The organism is Gramella jeungdoensis, assembly GCF_023805255.1.
Classification (GTDB): domain Bacteria; phylum Bacteroidota; class Bacteroidia; order Flavobacteriales; family Flavobacteriaceae; genus Christiangramia; species Christiangramia jeungdoensis.
Genome location: NZ_JAMSCK010000007.1, coordinates 51,738 through 70,643, shown reverse-complemented (window position 1 = coordinate 70,643; position 18,906 = coordinate 51,738). Strand labels below are relative to the sequence as shown.

Here is an 18,906-nt window from a genome sequence, read left to right as displayed (position 1 = left end):
GTTTTCGTTATTTTTGAATACAAATTGATTTTATGGCACTAAGACACGACTGGACCAAAGAAGAGATACTCGAAATATATAATAAACCTTTTATGGAGTTGCTCTATGAAGCAGCTACCGTTCACCGTCAACATCACGATCCTAATACCGTTCAGGTTTCAACCCTTCTTTCAATAAAGACCGGAGGCTGCCCTGAAGACTGCGGTTACTGCCCGCAGGCAGCAAGATATCATACCGATCTTGAAGGTAATGATCTTATGAGCGTTAACCAGGTAAAGGCCCAGGCATTGAGAGCAAAGGAGGCAGGTAGCTCCCGCGTTTGTATGGGAGCTGCATGGAGAAATGTAAAGGACGGAGAGGAGTTTGACAATGTTCTTGAAATGGTAAGAACAATTAATAAATTGGATATGGAAGTATGCTGCACCCTGGGTATGCTTACCGAAAACCAGGCACAAAGATTGGCGGAAGCCGGGTTATATGCTTATAATCATAACCTGGATACTTCAGAAGAATATTATAAGGAAGTAATCTCAACCCGCGGTTATGAAGACAGGTTGAAGACTATCGACAATGTGAGAAAAACCAATGTTACAGTTTGTAGTGGTGGAATTATAGGAATGGGTGAAAGTGAAGAGGATCGTGCCGGAATGCTGGTTGCTCTTGCTACCTTGAATCCGCAGCCCGAGTCTGTACCAATCAATGCTTTGGTTCCGGTAGAAGGAACTCCTATGGAAGAGCAGGAACCCGTGCCGATATGGGATATGGTAAGAATGGTTGCTACAACAAGAATAGTGATGCCTGAAACTCAGGTGAGACTTTCAGCGGGAAGAACGCAAATGAGCAGGGAAGGACAGGCAATGTGTTTCTTTGCAGGTGCGAATTCCATTTTTGCAGGGGATAAGTTGCTTACAACCCCGAATCCCGATGTGAATGAAGACATGGAAATGTTTAAAATGTTAGGGCTTAATCCTCAGAAAGCTTTTGAAAAGAAAGCCCAGCCTGAAAGCGTGGATGCCGATAAATCACAATACCAAAGCAAAGGAGAGAAGCCTAGATGGACAAGACCTGGTCATTCTATAGATCGCAACCTTCAGGCGCAGGAGAAGGCTAAGACAAAGGCTTAGTTTTTAACTTTTAAAAATTGAAACTGGATCTTCAAAATATTCCCAGGCGCAGAGATCTTTCAAAAGAAGATTTTCTGAAGGAATATTTTATTCCCAAAAAGCCGGTAGTGATCGAAGATCTTACTGAAAACTGGCCGGCGTATCAGAAATGGAATTTTGACTATTTCAGGGAAAAGGCCGGGGAGATCGTGGTTCCACTTTATGACGGGAAACCGGCCAAAGGCAGAGAGAACTCTCATGGTCCTGCTATGAAAGTACCTTTGAAAGAGTATATAGATATACTGGAAAAAGGGCCGACAGACCTTAGAATGTTCTTTTTTAATCTTCTTCAGAACTGTCCAGAACTGGTAGATGATTTTAAGTATCCCGATCTTGGAGTGAAATTCTTTAAGAAATTGCCTGTGCTTTTTGTGGGAGGGCAGGGTGCCAAGGTGGTGATGCATTACGATATGGACCTTGCCAATAATTTTCATTTCAATTTTGTTGGTGAAAAGAGAATAATTCTTTACCCTCCAGATCAAACAGGCCTGCTTTATAAGGTTCCGTATTCCATCGTAAGTATGGAGATCATAGATATGGACGATCCCGATTTTGAGAAGTATCCGGCTCTTGCCCAGGCGAAAGGTTTTGAGACCAGATTAAAGCATGGAGAGGCATTATATATCCCGACTTCGTGGTGGCATTTTATAAAATATGAGACTCCCAGTTTATCCTTAACTTTAAGATCACTGCCTAAATCGCCTAAAAAGATCGCGGAAGTACTTAAAAATCTTCTGTTTATTCGCAATTATGATAATTTAATGCGGAAGATAGGTGGTCAGAAATGGATAGACTATAAGAACCGGGTTGCAATAAAGAGAACCCATAGAAATGCAGGTATAGAAGAATGAAGCGAGATAAGATGAAACTGAAGCCAATACCCAGGGTAAGGACAATATCTAAAGAAGACTTTTACAGGGAGTATGTGCAGAAGCAAAAGCCTGTGGTAATAGAGAGGCTTATAGAAGACTGGCCCGCATATGAGAAATGGAATCTGGATTATATAAAACAAATTGCCGGGGATAAGATTGTGCCTCTTTATGACGACAGGCCAATTTCTTCACAATATAAGTTCAATGAGCCTCATACAGAGATGAAAATGAGCGAATATATTGATCTTTTAAAATCCCGGCCCACGAACTACCGTATATTTCTTTATCATTTGATGAAGGAGGTTCCAAGCCTTCAGCGGGATTTTAAATTTCCTGATATAGGTTTAAGGTTTTTAAAGCAGTTACCCATGCTTTTTTTTGGAGGAGAGAATTCAAAGGTATTCATGCATTATGACATAGACTATGCTAATATCCTTCATTTTCATTTCCACGGAAAGAAACAGTGTATTCTTTTTCCTCCTTCTGAAAGTAAGCATCTTTATAAGGTGCCGCATGCTCTTATTTCAAGGGAGGATATAGATTTCAATGATCCCGATTACACTAAATTTCCAGTATTAAAGAAGGCCAAGGGTTACATAACCGAGCTTAAACACGGTGAGACCTTATATATGCCGGAAGGTTACTGGCATCAAATGACTTACTTAACAGCGGGATTCTCAATGAGTCTTCGAGCCACTCCCCGCACTCTTACTAACTTTTCAAAGGCGGTTTATAATCTGATTTTCATGCGGCATTTCGATAATTATATGAGAAAGCTTCGCGGCCAGAAGTGGATAGATTATAAGAATGAACAGGCTTTAAAACGAACACATAAAAAGCATGATATTAGTCTATAAGTTCATTGATGCAGTCAAAGACAAGCTGACTTTCATAGCCTTTGCGCAATAAATGATCAGCAAGCTTCTTTTTCTTTTTGAAGGAATTAGGTTCCTTTGTTTTTTCCTCTTTCTTTTCTGCAAGCTCATAAAGGGTTTTTAGATAGTCTGATTCCTTAATTTCAGATAATCCAAGCTTTATTATAGGGGAAGAAATATCACGCTTTTTAAGTTCCTGGGTGATCTTTATTCTACCCCATTTTTTCATTCGGAATTTGCCTCTCACAAAACTACGTGCGAAGCGTTCTTCATTTAAAAAGCCATCCTGCATTAGGGAGATGATGATCTTTTCCTGAGCCTCGGGGATCATTCGCATTTGATTTAATTTATCCTCTACTTCCTTCTGAGACCTGTCGCGGTAGGCGCAAAAATGCATGAGTTTTTGTAGTGCTTCATCTACTGTATGCGATGTGCGATCATTTTTCATTTTTCCGAAAAGTATTTTCTCAGGTTAATTAAAAGAATGCTTAACATTAAGAGTGCCCATATACTAAAGCAAACAACTTCTGCAGCAATTAAATAATAGGTGTCGTGGATGCTTATGGTTAGGTATTCTCCATAAAAGCTAAAACCTACTATCAAAGTAATTATGCTAATCAGGATAGAATATTTTCTCATTGTTCAAATATAAACTAATGATGAATAATAGGGAGTGGAAATAACAGAAGACCATTTCGATTTAGAGCATAAAAAAACGCCTTACAATTGCTTGAAGGCGTTTTTGTTTATTTGATCACTTTCCCGTCTTTATCGTGAAAGTGGTACTCTAAATACGTGTAAGCATCTCGAGGTAAAATTTTCACCCAACGTTTGTGGTCTACAAACCACTTAGATCGGGGAGATGGAAAGCCTTTGGTTAAAAAGGCGGCAATAAATGGATGAGCGCTCAGCGTGATCTTTTTATGTTCTTTTTTCTTGATCAGTTTTTCAAGGTCCACTTTAATTTTGTTTACCAAACTTATAGGTGCTTCAATTTCACCATTTCCGTTAGGATCTTCCTCACGGGTTTTGATATTCATTTCTGGCCTTACGCGCTGTCTCGTTATTTGAACCAATCCGAATTTACTTGGTGGCAAAATCTTATGTTTTGCCCTGTCATCACTCATTTCTTTTCTAAGGTGATCATAAAGCGCCTTTCGGTTTTCCGCTCTATTCATATCTATAAAGTCTACCACAATAATACCACCCATGTCACGAAGTCGTAACTGTCGGGCTATTTCGGTAGCACTTATAAGATTCACCTCCAGTGCGGTATCTTCCTGGTTCTTAGATTTGTTGGAGCGGTTTCCGCTATTCACGTCTATAACGTGCATGGCTTCTGTGTGCTCTATCACCAGGTAGGCGCCTTTACTCATGGATACGGTGCGCCCAAAGGAAGTTTTAATTTGTCTTTCGATACCAAATTTTTCAAAAATGGGCTGGTTGGATTGATGCAGTTTTACGATTGATTCTTTTTCTGGAGCAATTTCGCTCAAATAATCTTTGATTTGAGTATAAAGCGTTTCATCATCTACGATTATAGAAGTAAAGGAGTCATTAAAAATGTCTCTCAACAGGGAAGAAGCCCTGTTCAATTCTCCCAGAACTTTAGAAGGATGATGCGGTTTATACAGTTTTTTACACATGGCTGTCCAGCGATCCATCAAATTTTGAAGATCTCTGTCCAGTTCTGCTACTTTTTTGCCTTGTGCTACGGTTCTTACAATAACACCAAAACCTTTGGGTTTAATGCTTTTTACCAGTCTCTTTAGGCGTTCCTTTTCATCTTTGCTCTCGATTTTTTGAGAAACCGAAATCCGGTTGGAAAAAGGAACCAGTACAATATAACGGCCAGGTAGGGAAAGCTCGGAGCTTATCCTGGGGCCTTTTGTAGAGATTGGTTCTTTAACGATTTGAACCAGTAGCGACTGGTTTGATTTTAAGACATCGGCAATAGCGCCGTTTTTGTCTATATCCTTTTCAAAAGGAAAATTCTTTAAAGAATAATCTTTGAGTTTACCTGTGCTTACACGTTTTATGAACTTTAATAAAGAAGAAACCTGGGGGCCCAGATCATGATAGTGTAAAAAACCATCTTTCTCATAGCCTACATTTACGAATGCGGCATTTAACCCGGGAACAGCTTTTCGAATCTTGGCGATATAAATATCACCAACATTGAATTTGTTGCTGTCTTCTTCCTTGTTGAGTTCAATAAGTTTTCCATCTTTTAATAAGGCAAAATCTACAGCAGAAGGTTCGGACCTGATAATTAATTCTTTGTCCACACTTCCAGATTTTATATCCATATCTGTATGGAAACAGACATAGATGGATTAAACATTATTTTTTCACAGGTTTTTGAATCCTGAAGAAACCTCGTCGACATATGAATTCCTGTCGGGGGCTTCGATTTCAAAGAACGATTTAAATTAAATAAAAAAAGTAGTTGTCACACTACTTTTTCTTGTGGCGATTAGCTCTTCTTCTTTTCTTACGCTTGTGCGTGGCCACCTTATGTCTTTTTCTTTTCTTACCACTTGGCATAGTGTAATGTCGTTTAAATTAATAAATATTTCATCAGAAGCCACCCCGCAAAGCGGGGAGGATTCAATTATTTTACTTCAACATTCGATTTTACTCCTTCAACAAAGATCTTTGCAGGTTTGAATGCTGGAATGTTGTGAGCAGGAATTTTGATGGTAGTGTTCTTAGAAATGTTTCTACCGGTTTTTTCGGCTCTTGTCTTTACAACAAAGCTTCCGAAACCGCGAAGGTACACGTTATCTCCACTTTCAAGTGAATTTTTAACTTCGTCCATGAAAGATTCAATAGTAGCCTGAACGTCTCCTTTTTCCATTCCTAATTTCTCCGAAATGTTTGCTACGATATCTGCTTTAGTCATTTTCGTACTATTTAAATTTTATAAATTGGGGTTTCTATTTTTCAAGGGGGCAAATATAAGAATTAAATCTACAATATTTCAAACCTAATTCACTAATAATAACGCAATAAACTCTTATTATTGCGAATATTCACTTTTAACTATGGATTTTTCCAAGAGACTGACGCATTGGTACTTGCAAAATAAACGTGATCTCCCATGGAGAAATACTCACGAACCGTACCATATTTGGCTCAGCGAAATAATGCTTCAGCAAACGCGAATCGAACAGGGCCTTCCTTATTATTATAAATTTACCGAAGCCTTTCCAAGGGTTTTTGATCTCGCCGATGCTTCTACCGATGAAGTGCTTAAGCTCTGGCAGGGCCTTGGGTACTATTCCCGGGCCAGGAATCTGCATGAAACGGCCAAATATGTTGCCAATGAGTTAGATGGTAAGTTTCCCGAAAGTTATAAAGGCCTTATAAAATTGAAAGGAGTGGGGGATTATACGGCCAGTGCAATTGCATCTATATGTTACAATGAGCCTGTGGCTGTTGTTGACGGAAATGTTTATCGTGTTCTTTCAAGAATTTTTGGAATTGATACTCCTATTAATAGTACTAAAGGGATTAAGGAGTTTAAAGCTCTGGCAATGGAATTGCTTGACAGGGAAGATCCCGCAACTTTTAATCAGGCCTTAATGGAGTTTGGAGCCTTACACTGTAAACCTCAAAACCCTGCATGTGAGGTATGTCCATTTAATGATAAGTGCATTGCTTTGAAAGAGCATAAGGTGAAAGAATTGCCTGTTAAGCTTAAAAAGGCAAAAGTGAAAAAAAGATATTTCAATTACCTGGTCTTCGATCTTGAGAATAACAAAACTGTTCTTGAACAGCGTAAGGGAAAAGGCATCTGGAATGGTTTATACCAGTTTCCATTAGTTGAATCGGAAAGACCTATAGGAGAAGATGAGCTAAGGTCATTGGATGCATTCAAAAAAGAGTTGGGAAAGGAGGACTTTTCTGTTGAGCTTTTCAATAGAGAACCGGTGGTGCATAAATTGTCACATCAGCATTTATATACATGTTTCTGGCTGGTTAATTCTTCAGGCATTTCAAAAGAAGCGATTAAGTTGGAAGAGGTGCTCGATTATCCCGTACCGGTACTTATTGAAAATTTTTTAAATGAATATCTTCCAGAAGAGTATAAATAAATCCTTGTTTATATCTTTGGCTGTTTTTGCAGATTTAGGTAGAATTTTTTAGTATTTTAGTTCTAATAAGCTTTTAACGCTAATCAAAAAATCGAGAAATGACAGGTACATTGAACAAAGTAATGTTAATAGGACACACAGGCGATGATGTGAAAATGCATTATTTTGAAGGCGGTGGCTCCATTGGGAGGTTCCCTCTGGCTACAAATGAGAGTTACACCAATAGGACTACAGGAGAACGTGTGACCAGTACAGAATGGCACAACGTAGTAGTACGTAACAAGGCTGCCGAGATATGTGAAAAATATCTGAAAAAGGGGGATAAAGTCTATGTAGAAGGGCGTATTAAAACCCGTAAATGGCAGGATGACCAGGGAAATGAGAGGTATCAGACAGAAATCCATTGTACCGAATTTACCTTTTTGACGCCTAAGAATGAATCGGGCGCCGAGCCATCTGGAAATTCCCAGGCTTCAGGGGATAGAGCGGCTAAGCCTAAGAACGAAAACTATTCTAATCGTAATGAGGCATATTCCCAGGATGAAGAGGAAGACGATTTGCCATTCTAAGTTTAATTAAAATTTTTGCCTTTGGATTCGGAACCTCCCAGTTTGCTTTTGTTTTGGGCCACAATGGGATTCACCCAGCTTATCAGCTTGATATTTTTATTCGTGCTATTGCTATGTTCTGCTTTGATATCAGGAGCTGAGGTAGCATTCTTTTCCTTAACGCCGGCCAACTTTATAACCGAAGACGGGAAAAGGACAAAAACCCAGAATATAGTTATCAATCTGCTTGAAAAGCCAAAGAAGTTGCTGGCTACCATTCTAGTGGCTAATAATTTTATTAATATCGCAATCGTTCTTCTTTTTGATAATCTGGCTGACGATCTTTTTGCGGGGGTAAATACCGAAGTTTATGGGATAGATTTGCGTTTTCTTTTTGAAGTTGGTCTTGTTACCTTTCTTATTCTCCTTTTCGGGGAGATTCTACCTAAGGTTTACGCGAGCAGGAATAAAGTGCAATTCTCTAATTTTATGGCTTATCCTATTAATTTTCTGGACAGCTTTTTTTCTCCTCTAAGTACCCCAATGAGGGCTGTAACTCTATATTTTCACGAAAAACTGGGGAAACAACGCTCTTTTATAAGTATAGATCATCTTTCCCAGGCGCTGGAACTTACCAGTGAAGAGGATACTACAAGGGAAGAGCAAAAGATACTTCAGGGTATCGTGAGCTTTGGAAATACTGACACCAAGCAGGTGATGAGACCAAGAATGGATATTTTTGCCCTTAACGAGGAAAGTTCTTTTAGTGATATCATCCCCGAAATCATAGAGAATGGCTATTCACGGATTCCTGTTTACCGCGAGAATATAGATAATGTGATAGGTATTCTTTACATCAAAGACCTGTTGCCATATCTGAATAAGAAGAATTTTGACTGGACCAGTTTGATTAGGGAGCCATATTTTGTTCCTGAGAACAAGAAACTGGATGATCTGCTGAATGAATTTAAGAATAAGAAAAATCACCTTGCCATCGTTGTAGATGAGTATGGAGGCACCAGCGGGCTTATCTCCCTGGAGGATATAATTGAAGAAATAGTTGGCGATATTAGTGATGAATTTGATGATGAAGATCTTATTTATTCAAAACTGGATGAGAATAACTTTGTTTTTGAAGGTAAAACGCCTTTAAAGGATTTTTATAAGATTGTGAAAATTGAAGACCCATCTGTTTTTGAAGATCAGAAGGGTGAGGCCGACACACTCGCCGGTTTTCTTCTTGAGATTTCAGGAGGTTTTCCAAAAAAGAACGATGTGATTACCTTTCTTAATTATGCTTTCACAATCGAGGTGATAGACGATAAACGTATCAAACAAATTAAACTTAGTATAGCTCCGGTATGAGACGACTGATTCTGGCATTTTTGGGAACTTTAATTCTGGTGCTTTCAGCCTGTAAAGAAGATCCCAAACCCAAACCAAAAGGTTTTTTAGCTCTTGAGTATCCTGAAGCTAAATATAGAAGAGTTGATATTGGTTGTCCCTATACTTTTGAGAAGAATGATCTGGCCGAAATAGTCCCTTCCAGGAACCGGATTCCCTGCTGGATAGATCTGGAATATAAGTCTATGAACGGCACCATTTTTATTACTTATCAACCGGTTAATAATAATCTCGATTCTTTGCTGCGAGATGCACAAAAGCTTCCTTTACAGCATACCATAAAAGCTGATGTAATAGAAGGAGATATTTATACCAATGAGTTTAATGATACCTATGGCATGTTCTACGAGGTAGATGGAAACGCGGCTTCTCAGGCGCAGTTCTACCTTACTGATAGTACCGATCATTTTCTTACGGGTTCGGTCTACTTTAACTCGCTCCCAAATTTTGATTCTATTGTTCCTGCTGCAGATTATCTGAAAAAAGATATCAGACATCTGATGGAAAGCTTAAAATGGCAAAATAGGAATTGAATTTTCTTTTTCTTCTGTTGAGAATGCCGACTTTTGACATCTCAATAGTGGAATATGGTATCTGGTAACCTTAAGTGGATCTATCTTATTATTCTTTCCCTGGTATGGGGGAGTTCATTTATCCTTATTAAAAAAGCCCTGGTAGGTCTAACAGCTTTGCAGGTGGGTTCATTTCGCATCATATTTGCAGCAGTTTTTCTTGTTCTGGTAGGTTTTAAAAGTATTAGGCGTCTAACCAAAAGGCAATGGAAGTGGATCGTTATTTCCGGATTTCTGGGTTCTTTCTTTCCAGTCTATCTTTTTTCTTTTGCTGAGACTGAAATAGACAGTGCCGTTGCTTCGATCCTCAATGCAACCACGCCCTTGCTCACTCTTATTTTTGGTGCCATATTTTTCAATTCGGTCTTTAATCAGAATAAAATCTTAGGAGTGGTGATAGGCTTGCTGGGCACAGCCGGGCTTATTTTAAGCGGCGCCACAATCAATCCCGATCAGAATTACCTTTATTCGCTGCTTGTAGTAATGGCCGCAGGCTGCTATGCAATGAACGTGAATATACTCAAGACCAGAATGAGTGATATTTCCCCTTTGGGAATTGCCGTCGGGAACTTTTCAGCTTTGCTAATCCCGGCATTAATAATTCTTTATTTCACCGGATTTTTTGAGCTTTCGGAATACTCTTCAGAAATAGAATGGTCGGTATTTTTTGTAGCTATTTTGGGAATAATAGGAACCGGAATAGCCATGATCATCTTTAATAAACTGGTACAGATTTCAGATCCTGTATTTACCACATCTGTAACCTATACTATTCCGGTAGTGGCTTTGGGCTGGGGTATTCTTGATGGCGAAGTGTTCAGTTTCTGGCAACTTATCTCGGCTCTCGTAATTTTGGTAGGAGTCTTTATTGTTAATCGTTCAAAGGATATCATTTCCCGATTCAGAAAGCAGGCCACATAAAAAAGCCCGGAACATCACTTCCGGGCTTCTTATAAAATTTTGCTGGAAAACTATTCCACAACGAAATCCTCTTCAGAAACTCCTTCGTTTACCAGAACCTCCGAAACTTCAAATTCAAAGGTTTGTGGTCCCATGGACTGGGCGATCATAAATGGGAATTTTACTCCTTCTACTTCTCTATAATCACTGTACATGGTAGGGATAGTCATTGTTTGTCCGGCCTGGGACATGGTCTTAACCGACTGTACTTTTAGTCCGCTTTCCATGTCGTAGTAAGCTTTCGTATTTTCGTTCATCGAAACTACATATGTATCCTTTCCATTAACCTGCTCCACTCCTTCAACTTTGGAGCCTTCAGTATTCAATTCTGGAAAAGCCTGGGCATCGGCCTGGGCCATTTTGATCTGTTCTTCAGTATAGGGCATTTTCTGTCCCTGGACCATAGCATAGCCTGATTCCCCATTAAATACCTGTTTGCTCATTACATTTCCGTTCATGGCAACTGATTGCGCAAGCTTACCTTCACTGGTACGTTTTATTTCAAGCTCTAAATTCATGCCCTGGATGGTGGCGTTAGCCTTTATCAAAACGCTTTCAATATCTTTTACTGCTTCCTTGCCGCCAATGGCTTTGATATAATCGCCAAAAACTTTTTCTACCGTTACCGAGGGATCAACCTCCTTGTTGAATTCGGGTTTATCTACCTTATTACCATATTTATCATAATATTTTACCGGTAATTTCTGGCCTTTATATGTGATGTTCTCCACTCCTTCAAGAACCTCGCTGCCTTTACCAGCAATCACTATTCTAAGCTTATCGGTCTTATAGTATTTATTGGCAACCCTTTGAATATCTTCCGGAGTTACAGCATTGATCCTTTTAAGATAATTCTCGTAGAAATCTTGCGGCAGGTCATTTGTCTCAATATTCAGGGCGTAATCTGCAATTGTGGAAGGATCTTCCAGGTTAAGCACAAAATTCCCGGCAAATTTTGCTTTGGCCTTTTCCAGGTCTTCCTGAGAAACTTTTTCGGTTTTTATCCTGTTGATCTCCTTTAATATTTCAACTACCGCGCTATCGGTAACAGCATTTCTTACACTGGTACTGGCAACAAAACGGCTTGCATATTTATCGGCTCCGGTAGAAGATCTTGCTCCATAAGTGTAGCCATGCTCTTCACGAAGATTCATGTTGAGGTAGCTTCCAAAACTACCTCCAAGGATCTGATTGGCCACCACGACAGGGAAGTAGTCATCATCTGAGATCTTCAGATCGATCGTATTCTGAACCCTAAGTTCGCTTTGCACCGCGTTTGGAACATCGATAAAGTTGATCTCGGTAGTTGCCACATTCTTTACTTCGGGAAGATTGGAAGCCTTGGGAGCGGGTTTTTTCCAGTCTCCAAAATGTTCTTTCGCGAGTTTCTTTACTTCAGATGCGGTTACATCCCCTACTACTACAAGATATGCATTAGCGGGAGAGATGTAGGTGTTATAGTAATTCCGTATGTCTTCCAGGCTCACGCTATTCACCGATTCTTCAGTTTCAAATTCTCCGTAAGGATGATCTTTTCCGTAAGCAAGAGCGCTGCTTATATTGCTGGCGATATAGCTGGCACTTTTTTCACCGAATTTCAGGCTCTCAAGAAGTTTGTCTTTCTGGTCCTTGAACTCCTGCTCTTCAAATTTCGGGTTTAGGAACCCGTCTGCCATTAACTGCATTACTTCAGGAAAGAATTTGGAAAGAGAACTCGCATAGGCACTCTCCGATCCAAAACCTACATTGGCACCTAGAAAGTCAACTCTTTTGTTGAACTCATCTTTGCTCATAGACTTTGTGCCGGTACCCATCATTGCACTGTAAAGGGCTTTTACACCTTGTTTGGTTCCCTGCGCATGCGGTTCGTTGTCTATTAAAAGACTAGCCCTAACACGGGGCAGCTTGTGGTTCTCAACCACCATTACCTTTAAGCCATTGTCAAGCGTGAACGAATCTGGTTTTCCCAGGTTTATAGTTGGTGCGGGACCCGGTTCTGGTTGTTTGGATCTATCTATCTGGGCTTGCGTACTAATGCAAACCAGGAATAATATGAATATTGAAATAAATTTGATTTTCATTTCTTAGTATTTTATTGGATTATTGAGTGTCTGTTTGAGGTAAGTATTCCAGTTCCAGTCTCTGGTTTTCTTTAAGATATTTATTCGCTACTTCCTTTATTTCTTCTCTGGTGATATCTCTATAGATATCTATCTCTTCGTTTATAAGGTCGGTATCGCCATAAAGCATATAATAAGTGGCAAGAGAAGAAGCTATTCCCTGAACACTGCTATTAGAGTTCACAAACCTATTCTCAAATTTGTTCTGTAGTTTTTGAAATTCTTCTTCTGAGATGAGTTCATTCTGGAGCTTTTTTATCTCCTCATCCATCGAAGAAGCAAGTGTATCTAAAGGAGTATCTCCCATTGCAAGGGCACCCATTAGATAGAGGCCATAATCTTCCATGGTTCTTGGAAATGCAAGTACCTGTATGGCTTCTTTATCCTGATCTACCATTTTTTTGTACATTCTGGAGCTTTTGCCGTCGGTAAGGATAGAAGAGATCATATCTAGTACATAGGCATCTCTTTCTTTCATTGAAGGGGTTCGGTAAACATATATCATTGCAGGAATCTGAATATTGCTGTCATATTCAGTGGCAATTATCTTCTCTTCAATTGGTTCCTCTTCAATATCTACTCTTTCTACTTCAGGTCCGGAAGGAATCGGACCAAAGTAATCTTTGATCATTTTCTTTGTTTTCTCGATATCTATATCTCCGGCAACCACAAGCGCGGCATTATTCGGATTGTAATACTTGTCGAAAAAACCTTTGAATTCATCAAGCTGGGCGGCATCAAGATCTTCCATGGTCCCGATAACCGAATGCTTGTAAGGATGCTTATCAAACATATAGGGAACTATTCCAGTGTTGTAAATTATCTTCCCGTAAGGAGCATTATCTACCCTGGTTCTTTTTTCCTCTTTTACCACTTCGTTCTGAGTATCCACACCTATCTGATTGATCACCGGGTGCAACATGCGTTCTGATTCCATCCATAGACCCAGTTCGAGGTTGTTTGAGGGGAAAGTTTCATAGTAATAAGTTCGATCTTCGGTAGTATTGGCATTATTGTTTCCACCATTCGCGGCTACAATATTAAACCACTCACCACGATCTATGTTCTGGGTTCCTTCAAATAAGAGGTGCTCGAAAAAGTGGGCAAAACCGGTTCTTCCGGGAGCTTCATCTTTCGATCCCACATGATACATCACTCCAATGGTGACTACAGGTGCGGTGTTATCCTGATGTAAAATTACATGCAGACCGTTGTCCAGATCGTATTCGGTAAATTCTACTTCCTGAGCAACACCTGCCGAGCCAATTAACAGAAAGCAGGCAATTAGTTTTAGTTTGTTGATCATCTTTTAAATGTTTTTCATTTGTGTAATATATAAGTAAGCTGCATTGCTAAAAAGTTACAATTTCTTTGTTTGAATGATGAACGAATGTCAAATGTGTTAAAATTAACAAGCTATTAAGGCAAAAACCGCTGTATTTTTTGGAAATTTACTTAGCTAAAAAGTTAAAATGCTATGGGTAAATCTAGTATTCCTATTAAATATGGAGTTGCAATTGCGGCAGGTTTGATCGCATATTTCTTAATACTTTCCCTTTTTGGATTGCATGTGAATCCTATTTACAGTCTTTTTAATAGTGTGATCATGGCTTATGGGATGTATGAAGCGATAAAGCATTACAGATTGGAAAAGGGAAATAAATTTAAGTATCAGAAGGGATTCATGGCAAGCCTCTTAACGGGTTTTAATGCTACCATTATATTCACCATTTTCTTTGGATTCTATGCTACAGAATTCAATCCCGATTTTTTAAATCAGCTTATTACCATGTGGATTACCGATTACAGTACTAATATAGGAATAGTGTTGTTCGTGGTTGCCATTATGGGATTTGCAACTAGCCTGGTGCTTACCCTGGCTTATATGCAATTGTTCAAGGATTCCTGGAATACTAAAGAAGGAAAAAAACACACGTTTTAGATCTTATCTGAAAAAATAAAAAACCTTTGTCAATTAATTAATTAGGATTATATTTGCACCCGCTTGCGTGAAATCGTGAGTGTTGTAATTGTATCAAATTAATTAATCATACGCTATGTACGCAATTGTAGAGATAGCAGGGCAGCAGTTCAAAGTTGCAAAAGACCAAAAGGTATTTGTTCACCGTTTGGAAGGTAAGGAAGGTGACAGTGTCTCTTTTGACAAGGTTCTTCTTACTGCAGATGGAGACAATGTAACCGTTGGCGCCCCGGCTATAGAAGGTGCTCTGGTAGGAGCTAAGATCAACCGTCATCTAAAAGGTGATAAAGTGATCGTTTTCAAAAAGAAAAGACGTAAAGGTTACCGTGTAAAAAACGGTCATCGTCAGTCCTTAACAGAGATCGTGATCGAAGGAATCGATCTTAAAGGAGGTAAAAAAGCAACTTCGGCTAAGAAAGAAGAGCCAAAGAAAGAAGAAGCAAAAAAAGAGACCAAGAAGCAGGAGCCAAAAAAATCTGATAATAAATCAGAAGATCTAAGCAAGCACACAGTTGTTGAGCTGAAAGAAATGGCTAAAGAAAAAGGAATCGAAGGTTACTCTTCTATGAAGAAAGCCGAGCTAATCGCTGCTTTAAGCTAATTTTAAACTACTAAAAACGAAATAAGATGGCACATAAAAAAGGAGTTGGTAGTTCCAAGAACGGTAGAGAGTCAGAATCGAAACGCTTAGGTGTGAAGATCTTTGGTGGCCAGGCTGCCGTTGCTGGTAACATTCTTGTAAGACAACGCGGATTCACTCACCACCCAGGTGATAATGTGTATGCCGGTAAAGACCATACATTACACGCCAAAATAGACGGTGTTGTAAAATTCACTAAGAAGAAAGACGATAAGTCTTATGTTTCAATTGAGCCTTTCCAGGCTTAATTAGAAGCTTCTAATTATATAAAAAACCCTTTTCGGATTATTTCGGAAAGGGTTTTTTTATGTCTTCATGCTAAAAATGTTTAATTTTAAAACAAAAAACTTAAACATTTGATGAAAATTGCTGACCAATTTGGATTTAATGAAAGACAGGTAGACAGAATAATTTCCATGGCATGGGAAGATAGAACCACCTTTGAGGCTATAGAATATCAATTTGGACTAAGCGAGAAACAGGTGATCAAATTCATGCAGGAGCAGATGCATCCTCGTAACTGGAGAAAATGGAGGGCAAGGGTACAGGGTAGAAAGACCAAGCATGCTAAACTAAAAAATGCTGAGGTTGGCAGATTCAGAAGTTCCATGCAACGGCAAATCACAGGTAACCGTATCTCAAAGAAGAAATATTGATTTATATTTATGGAATAACCTCCTTATAAATATTTCCAATGAGACCTCTTACATTTCACAGGATCATAAGTCTTCTATTTCTTCTCATTTTTAATTATTCATTTTGTCAAACGCCTGTCCGGGTTGAGACTCAGAACGGGGTTTTAGAAGGTTTTCATGACGAAACAAAAGATCTTGATCTTTTTCTTGGTGTCCCATTCGCTCAGCCTCCTGTTAAAGATTTACGGTGGAAAGCTCCCCAGCCTCTCCAGGATTGGGATGGAATTAAAGAAGCAAAGGAATTTGGACCTGCGGCAGTGCAAACAAACGTTTTTGGGGATATGATATACAGGGGCAAAGGAACCAGTGAGGATTGCCTTTATCTCAATATCTGGACACCTTCAGTTAACGAAAGTGAAGATCTTCCCGTGCTTCTTTATTTTTACGGTGGAGGTTTTGTTGCCGGGGATGGTTCAGAGCCTCGATATGATGGTGCGTCTATGGCTCAGAAAGGAATAGTAACGATTACTGTAAATTACCGCCTTAATGTTTTTGGATTTTTTGCCCATCCCACCTTAAGTGCCGAATCGCCATATCATGCCTCCGGAAATTATGGTTTGCTGGATCAGAATGCTGCGCTAAAATGGGTTTATGAAAATATCGAGGAATTTGGCGGAGATCCGGAGAAAATAACCATCGCGGGAGAATCTGCAGGTTCAATTTCCGTAAGTGCTCATATGGCTTCCCCCTTATCTAAAGATATTATCGCAGGAGCTATTGGAGAAAGCGGGGCTTCCATAAAACCTACTCTGGCACCAGTTCCGCTTACCGAAGCCGAAAAAATAGGAGAGCAATTTGTTGAGCAAGCCGGGTTTGCTTCCTTTGCGGAATTACGGGCCCTGAATACCGATGAACTTTTCAGGGTTTATAATGAATCTGGACGATTCGGTTTTCCCACTGTTATAGACTCTTATTTTTTGCCTAAACCGGTCCCTGAAATTTTTAAAGCTGGTGAACAGGCTCAGATTCCATTACTGGTAGGTTGGAATTCTGCCGAAATGGGTTCAGGTGGATTTATGCAGGTAAAGGAAATGAATAAAGAGAATTATCTGAAGCGGCTGCAGGAGGAATATGAAGATAATTTTGAAGAAGTCCTGGAATTGTATCCAGCGGGTTCCCCTGCAGAGATAAGGGAATCAGCAACGGCCCTGGCTTCAGATCGATTTATAGCATATAGCACCTGGAAGTGGTTCGACCTTCACCGGAAAAATTCAGAAGAACCAGTTTACAGGTACCTGTTTAGCAGGATACGGCCCCAGGCTAAAGAGGATCCCGAATATCAGCCTGAAGGTGCTCCTCATGCTTCCGAAATAGAATATTTTATGGGTAATTTAAGGCTTATTGAAAACCCTAATTTATCGGAAGAAGATTACCGCATTTCATCTACAATCCAGGTATATCTTGCTAATTTCATCAAGACTGGAGACCCAAATTCCAAAGGTCTTGTGCCATGGCCATCGGCAATGGATAAGGATGTTAGTCCTCCAATCTTAATTATGGATTCGGAGTTCGAAGTTGTTCCAGCCGAAAAGGATGATAGATATAGATTTCTTGATAAATATTTTGGGAATGATTAAAGAAAAAATCCCCGGGCAACCGGGGATTTTCAAAAAACCAAACAAAAAGGGGAAATCAATTCAAAGCAAAACTGCTAATTAAACTAATCTCGTTACCCTTATAGGAGTACTGGTAGAGTATATTATCCCCGACCATCAGAAGTTTATCCTCAAGTGGGATAACATCATAGGTGCTAATGTTGCTGAATTGATCTATTAACCTAAGGTCGGGGGTGTCTTGAATATCGTATACCTTCAATCCGGCATCGCCATCACAAACAAACAGCCAGTCATCTTTAACGCCTAATCCATGCGGATTGTTCATTTCATATGTCTTCTCAATGAATGGATTGGTTTTATCTGAAATATTTACCACATCAAGCTGGTTGAAGTTCTGTCCACAAAGGTTTCCGCCGCGAATCGTAACATAGGCATAATCATCTTTCACAACCACCGGGTCGCAGCCAAGTACATGTTGTAAATAAGACACTTGTTGCGGAGCAGCCAGGTTTTCTATGCTGTAGATATACATGCCTCGGTCGCTCCCCAGATAAAGATGATCTTTATAATTAAAAAGGGTTTCTATATTCCAGCCTACTTGTTCGGCATTTACCCGGTTAGGTGCTGAAGGATTTGAAATATCGAAGGTCGATAAATTGGCTTCATCGGCTACATAAAGGTAATTGTCCTTTATGCTGAACCTGGCCATACTTCCTCCGGTGCCTATATTGCCTCCGCCAGCATCTGAGGCTGATTCAAAAGTTACCCAGTCATCAACGGCATATTCTATCCTTCTGGTTTCCATTAGGTATCCCACGATCACCTGTTCTGCAGGATCAAAACCTTCAAAATCTATATAATTAACCCCTTCCGGGGCTGAGGTATAGTAATTAGGAAAAACATCCTTTACACGGGCTAATTCTTTGATGTTATTCATATCACTAATATCAAATACTACCAGGTCCATTCCGTTGTCGGCATAGAGTTTTTCGTCTTTAACGGCGATATCCATATTCCTTGGTATCTTCAGGAATTTTATATTCTCCGGATTAAACGGGTCTGTATTGTCTATTATATGAACGCCTTCATTCTTGTCGTTCACGAAAATATAATCTTTCCAGGCATAAATCTTCCCCGACTCAGCGATGTTTCGAGGCTCCAGTATCTTTACGGAAGCTCTAAAATCGGCGACCGATTGAGTAACGGGAACAGCCACGGTAGACAATCTGTAGTCTTCATCCTCGTTACATGATACGAGGCTTAATAGCACAATTAGTATGGGAAGAAATAGTATTTTTTTCATTTCCGGGTCAATTAGTTATCTATTAGATGTGAAAAAAAGAAAAAGGTTGCGCCGGCTAGTATAAATTTTTTTCTGTCACTTTGTCAGAACTCACTTTAGCCCTATCTTTGCCCATCT

Annotated in this window: 19 protein-coding genes; 13 read left to right on the top strand and 6 right to left on the bottom strand. The window is 39.6% G+C overall.

The annotated features are described in order from the left end of the window. Positions 1 to 32: 32 nt before the first annotated feature. Genes bioB through NE848_RS16170 form a run of 3 tightly spaced genes read left to right on the top strand, consistent with a single transcriptional unit; the run spans position 33 to position 2,892 of the window. Positions 33 to 1,124 carry a biotin synthase BioB gene (gene bioB, locus NE848_RS16180; RefSeq protein ID WP_252115639.1) on the top strand — a complete coding sequence of 364 codons (1,092 nt, stop codon included), beginning with the start codon at positions 33 to 35 and terminating at the stop codon, positions 1,122 to 1,124. Positions 1,125 to 1,141: 17 nt separating this feature from the next. Next, complete coding sequence (locus tag NE848_RS16175) at positions 1,142 to 2,014, top strand: cupin-like domain-containing protein (RefSeq protein WP_252115638.1); 873 nt, start codon at positions 1,142 to 1,144, stop codon at positions 2,012 to 2,014. Further along, positions 2,011 to 2,892 (top strand): cupin-like domain-containing protein, encoded by an 882-nt coding sequence (locus tag NE848_RS16170; RefSeq protein WP_252115637.1) that lies wholly within the window; start codon positions 2,011 to 2,013, stop codon positions 2,890 to 2,892. The genes NE848_RS16175 and NE848_RS16170 overlap by 4 nt, the downstream gene beginning before the upstream one ends. Here NE848_RS16170 and NE848_RS16165 read toward each other — a convergent pair. The 3 genes from NE848_RS16165 to NE848_RS16155 form a co-directional block, all read right to left on the bottom strand. Continuing rightward, positions 2,882 to 3,358, bottom strand: a complete 477-nt coding sequence (locus NE848_RS16165; protein ID WP_252115636.1) for a regulatory protein RecX — start codon at positions 3,356 to 3,358, stop codon at positions 2,882 to 2,884. The genes NE848_RS16170 and NE848_RS16165 overlap by 11 nt on opposite strands. Before the next feature lie 298 nt (positions 3,359 to 3,656). After that, a complete protein-coding gene (locus tag NE848_RS16160) occupies positions 3,657 to 5,198 on the bottom strand; it encodes an Rne/Rng family ribonuclease (protein ID WP_252115635.1) in 1,542 nt (513 codons plus the stop codon). Between the two features lie 326 nt (positions 5,199 to 5,524). Next, positions 5,525 to 5,815, bottom strand: a complete 291-nt coding sequence (locus tag NE848_RS16155) for an HU family DNA-binding protein (RefSeq protein WP_131393714.1) — start codon at positions 5,813 to 5,815, stop codon at positions 5,525 to 5,527. Positions 5,816 to 5,957: 142 nt separating this feature from the next. On the opposite strand from NE848_RS16155, the gene mutY reads away from it, so the two are divergent. From mutY to NE848_RS16130, 5 genes are all read left to right on the top strand, one after another. Continuing rightward, a complete protein-coding gene (mutY, locus tag NE848_RS16150) occupies positions 5,958 to 7,010 on the top strand; it encodes an A/G-specific adenine glycosylase (RefSeq protein WP_252115634.1) in 1,053 nt (350 codons plus the stop codon). Positions 7,011 to 7,108: 98 nt separating this feature from the next. Beyond that, positions 7,109 to 7,579 (top strand): single-stranded DNA-binding protein, encoded by a 471-nt coding sequence (locus tag NE848_RS16145; protein ID WP_252115633.1) that lies wholly within the window; start codon positions 7,109 to 7,111, stop codon positions 7,577 to 7,579. Between the two features lie 21 nt (positions 7,580 to 7,600). After that, on the top strand, positions 7,601 to 8,923 hold the full coding sequence (locus NE848_RS16140; protein WP_252115632.1) for a gliding motility-associated protein GldE: 1,323 nt from the start codon (positions 7,601 to 7,603) through the stop codon (positions 8,921 to 8,923). After that, positions 8,920 to 9,495, top strand: coding sequence for a gliding motility lipoprotein GldD (gene gldD, locus NE848_RS16135; RefSeq protein ID WP_252115631.1), 576 nt, complete (start codon positions 8,920 to 8,922; stop codon positions 9,493 to 9,495). Before NE848_RS16140 ends, gldD begins: the two co-directional genes overlap by 4 nt. A gap of 54 nt (positions 9,496 to 9,549) precedes the next feature. Continuing rightward, positions 9,550 to 10,455, top strand: coding sequence for a DMT family transporter (locus NE848_RS16130; protein WP_252115630.1), 906 nt, complete (start codon positions 9,550 to 9,552; stop codon positions 10,453 to 10,455). A 50-nt stretch (positions 10,456 to 10,505) separates the two neighbouring features. Here the strand turns inward: NE848_RS16130 and NE848_RS16125 are convergent, their stop codons facing one another. Then, positions 10,506 to 12,575: a M16 family metallopeptidase gene (locus NE848_RS16125; RefSeq protein WP_252115629.1), complete on the bottom strand. Its 2,070-nt coding sequence runs from the start codon at positions 12,573 to 12,575 to the stop codon at positions 10,506 to 10,508. A 19-nt stretch (positions 12,576 to 12,594) separates the two neighbouring features. After that, positions 12,595 to 13,920, bottom strand: a complete 1,326-nt coding sequence (locus NE848_RS16120) for a M16 family metallopeptidase (RefSeq protein WP_252115628.1) — start codon at positions 13,918 to 13,920, stop codon at positions 12,595 to 12,597. Between the two features lie 171 nt (positions 13,921 to 14,091). On the opposite strand from NE848_RS16120, the gene NE848_RS16115 reads away from it, so the two are divergent. The 5 genes from NE848_RS16115 to NE848_RS16095 all read left to right on the top strand — a co-directional run bounded on the left by NE848_RS16115 (position 14,092) and on the right by NE848_RS16095 (position 17,507). After that, positions 14,092 to 14,556, top strand: a complete 465-nt coding sequence (locus NE848_RS16115; RefSeq protein WP_252115627.1) for a DUF4199 domain-containing protein — start codon at positions 14,092 to 14,094, stop codon at positions 14,554 to 14,556. Between the two features lie 115 nt (positions 14,557 to 14,671). After that, positions 14,672 to 15,196, top strand: coding sequence for a 50S ribosomal protein L21 (rplU, locus tag NE848_RS16110; RefSeq protein ID WP_252115626.1), 525 nt, complete (start codon positions 14,672 to 14,674; stop codon positions 15,194 to 15,196). 26 nt (positions 15,197 to 15,222) lie between these two features. Further along, on the top strand, positions 15,223 to 15,483 hold the full coding sequence (gene rpmA / locus NE848_RS16105; protein ID WP_252115625.1) for a 50S ribosomal protein L27: 261 nt from the start codon (positions 15,223 to 15,225) through the stop codon (positions 15,481 to 15,483). A gap of 111 nt (positions 15,484 to 15,594) precedes the next feature. Continuing rightward, entirely contained in the window at positions 15,595 to 15,891 is a 297-nt protein-coding gene (locus NE848_RS16100; protein ID WP_252115624.1) for a TIGR03643 family protein, read from the top strand. A gap of 38 nt (positions 15,892 to 15,929) precedes the next feature. Continuing rightward, positions 15,930 to 17,507, top strand: a complete 1,578-nt coding sequence (locus NE848_RS16095; protein WP_252115623.1) for a carboxylesterase/lipase family protein — start codon at positions 15,930 to 15,932, stop codon at positions 17,505 to 17,507. Between the two features lie 55 nt (positions 17,508 to 17,562). Here NE848_RS16095 and NE848_RS16090 read toward each other — a convergent pair whose 3' ends face one another. Further along, entirely contained in the window at positions 17,563 to 18,789 is a 1,227-nt protein-coding gene (locus NE848_RS16090) for an LVIVD repeat-containing protein (RefSeq protein WP_252115622.1), read from the bottom strand. Between the last annotated feature and the right edge of the window lie 117 nt (positions 18,790 to 18,906).

Excerpts from the sequence above, each read along its gene's own strand:
- bioB (WP_252115639.1), top strand. The coding sequence starts at position 33 with ATGGCACTAAGACACGACTGGACCAAAGAAGAGATACTCGAAATATAT.
- NE848_RS16170 (WP_252115637.1), top strand. The coding sequence starts at position 2,011 with ATGAAGCGAGATAAGATGAAACTGAAGCCAATACCCAGGGTAAGGACA.
- NE848_RS16165 (WP_252115636.1), bottom strand. The coding sequence starts at position 3,358 with ATGAAAAATGATCGCACATCGCATACAGTAGATGAAGCACTACAAAAA.
- NE848_RS16155 (WP_131393714.1), bottom strand. The coding sequence starts at position 5,815 with ATGACTAAAGCAGATATCGTAGCAAACATTTCGGAGAAATTAGGAATG.
- mutY (WP_252115634.1), top strand. The coding sequence starts at position 5,958 with ATGGATTTTTCCAAGAGACTGACGCATTGGTACTTGCAAAATAAACGT.
- NE848_RS16145 (WP_252115633.1), top strand. The coding sequence starts at position 7,109 with ATGACAGGTACATTGAACAAAGTAATGTTAATAGGACACACAGGCGAT.
- gldD (WP_252115631.1), top strand. The coding sequence starts at position 8,920 with ATGAGACGACTGATTCTGGCATTTTTGGGAACTTTAATTCTGGTGCTT.
- NE848_RS16130 (WP_252115630.1), top strand. The coding sequence starts at position 9,550 with ATGGTATCTGGTAACCTTAAGTGGATCTATCTTATTATTCTTTCCCTG.
- NE848_RS16125 (WP_252115629.1), bottom strand. The coding sequence starts at position 12,575 with ATGAAAATCAAATTTATTTCAATATTCATATTATTCCTGGTTTGCATT.
- NE848_RS16120 (WP_252115628.1), bottom strand. The coding sequence starts at position 13,920 with ATGATCAACAAACTAAAACTAATTGCCTGCTTTCTGTTAATTGGCTCG.
- NE848_RS16115 (WP_252115627.1), top strand. The coding sequence starts at position 14,092 with ATGGGTAAATCTAGTATTCCTATTAAATATGGAGTTGCAATTGCGGCA.
- rplU (WP_252115626.1), top strand. The coding sequence starts at position 14,672 with ATGTACGCAATTGTAGAGATAGCAGGGCAGCAGTTCAAAGTTGCAAAA.
- rpmA (WP_252115625.1), top strand. The coding sequence starts at position 15,223 with ATGGCACATAAAAAAGGAGTTGGTAGTTCCAAGAACGGTAGAGAGTCA.
- NE848_RS16100 (WP_252115624.1), top strand. The coding sequence starts at position 15,595 with ATGAAAATTGCTGACCAATTTGGATTTAATGAAAGACAGGTAGACAGA.
- NE848_RS16095 (WP_252115623.1), top strand. The coding sequence starts at position 15,930 with ATGAGACCTCTTACATTTCACAGGATCATAAGTCTTCTATTTCTTCTC.
- NE848_RS16090 (WP_252115622.1), bottom strand. The coding sequence starts at position 18,789 with ATGAAAAAAATACTATTTCTTCCCATACTAATTGTGCTATTAAGCCTC.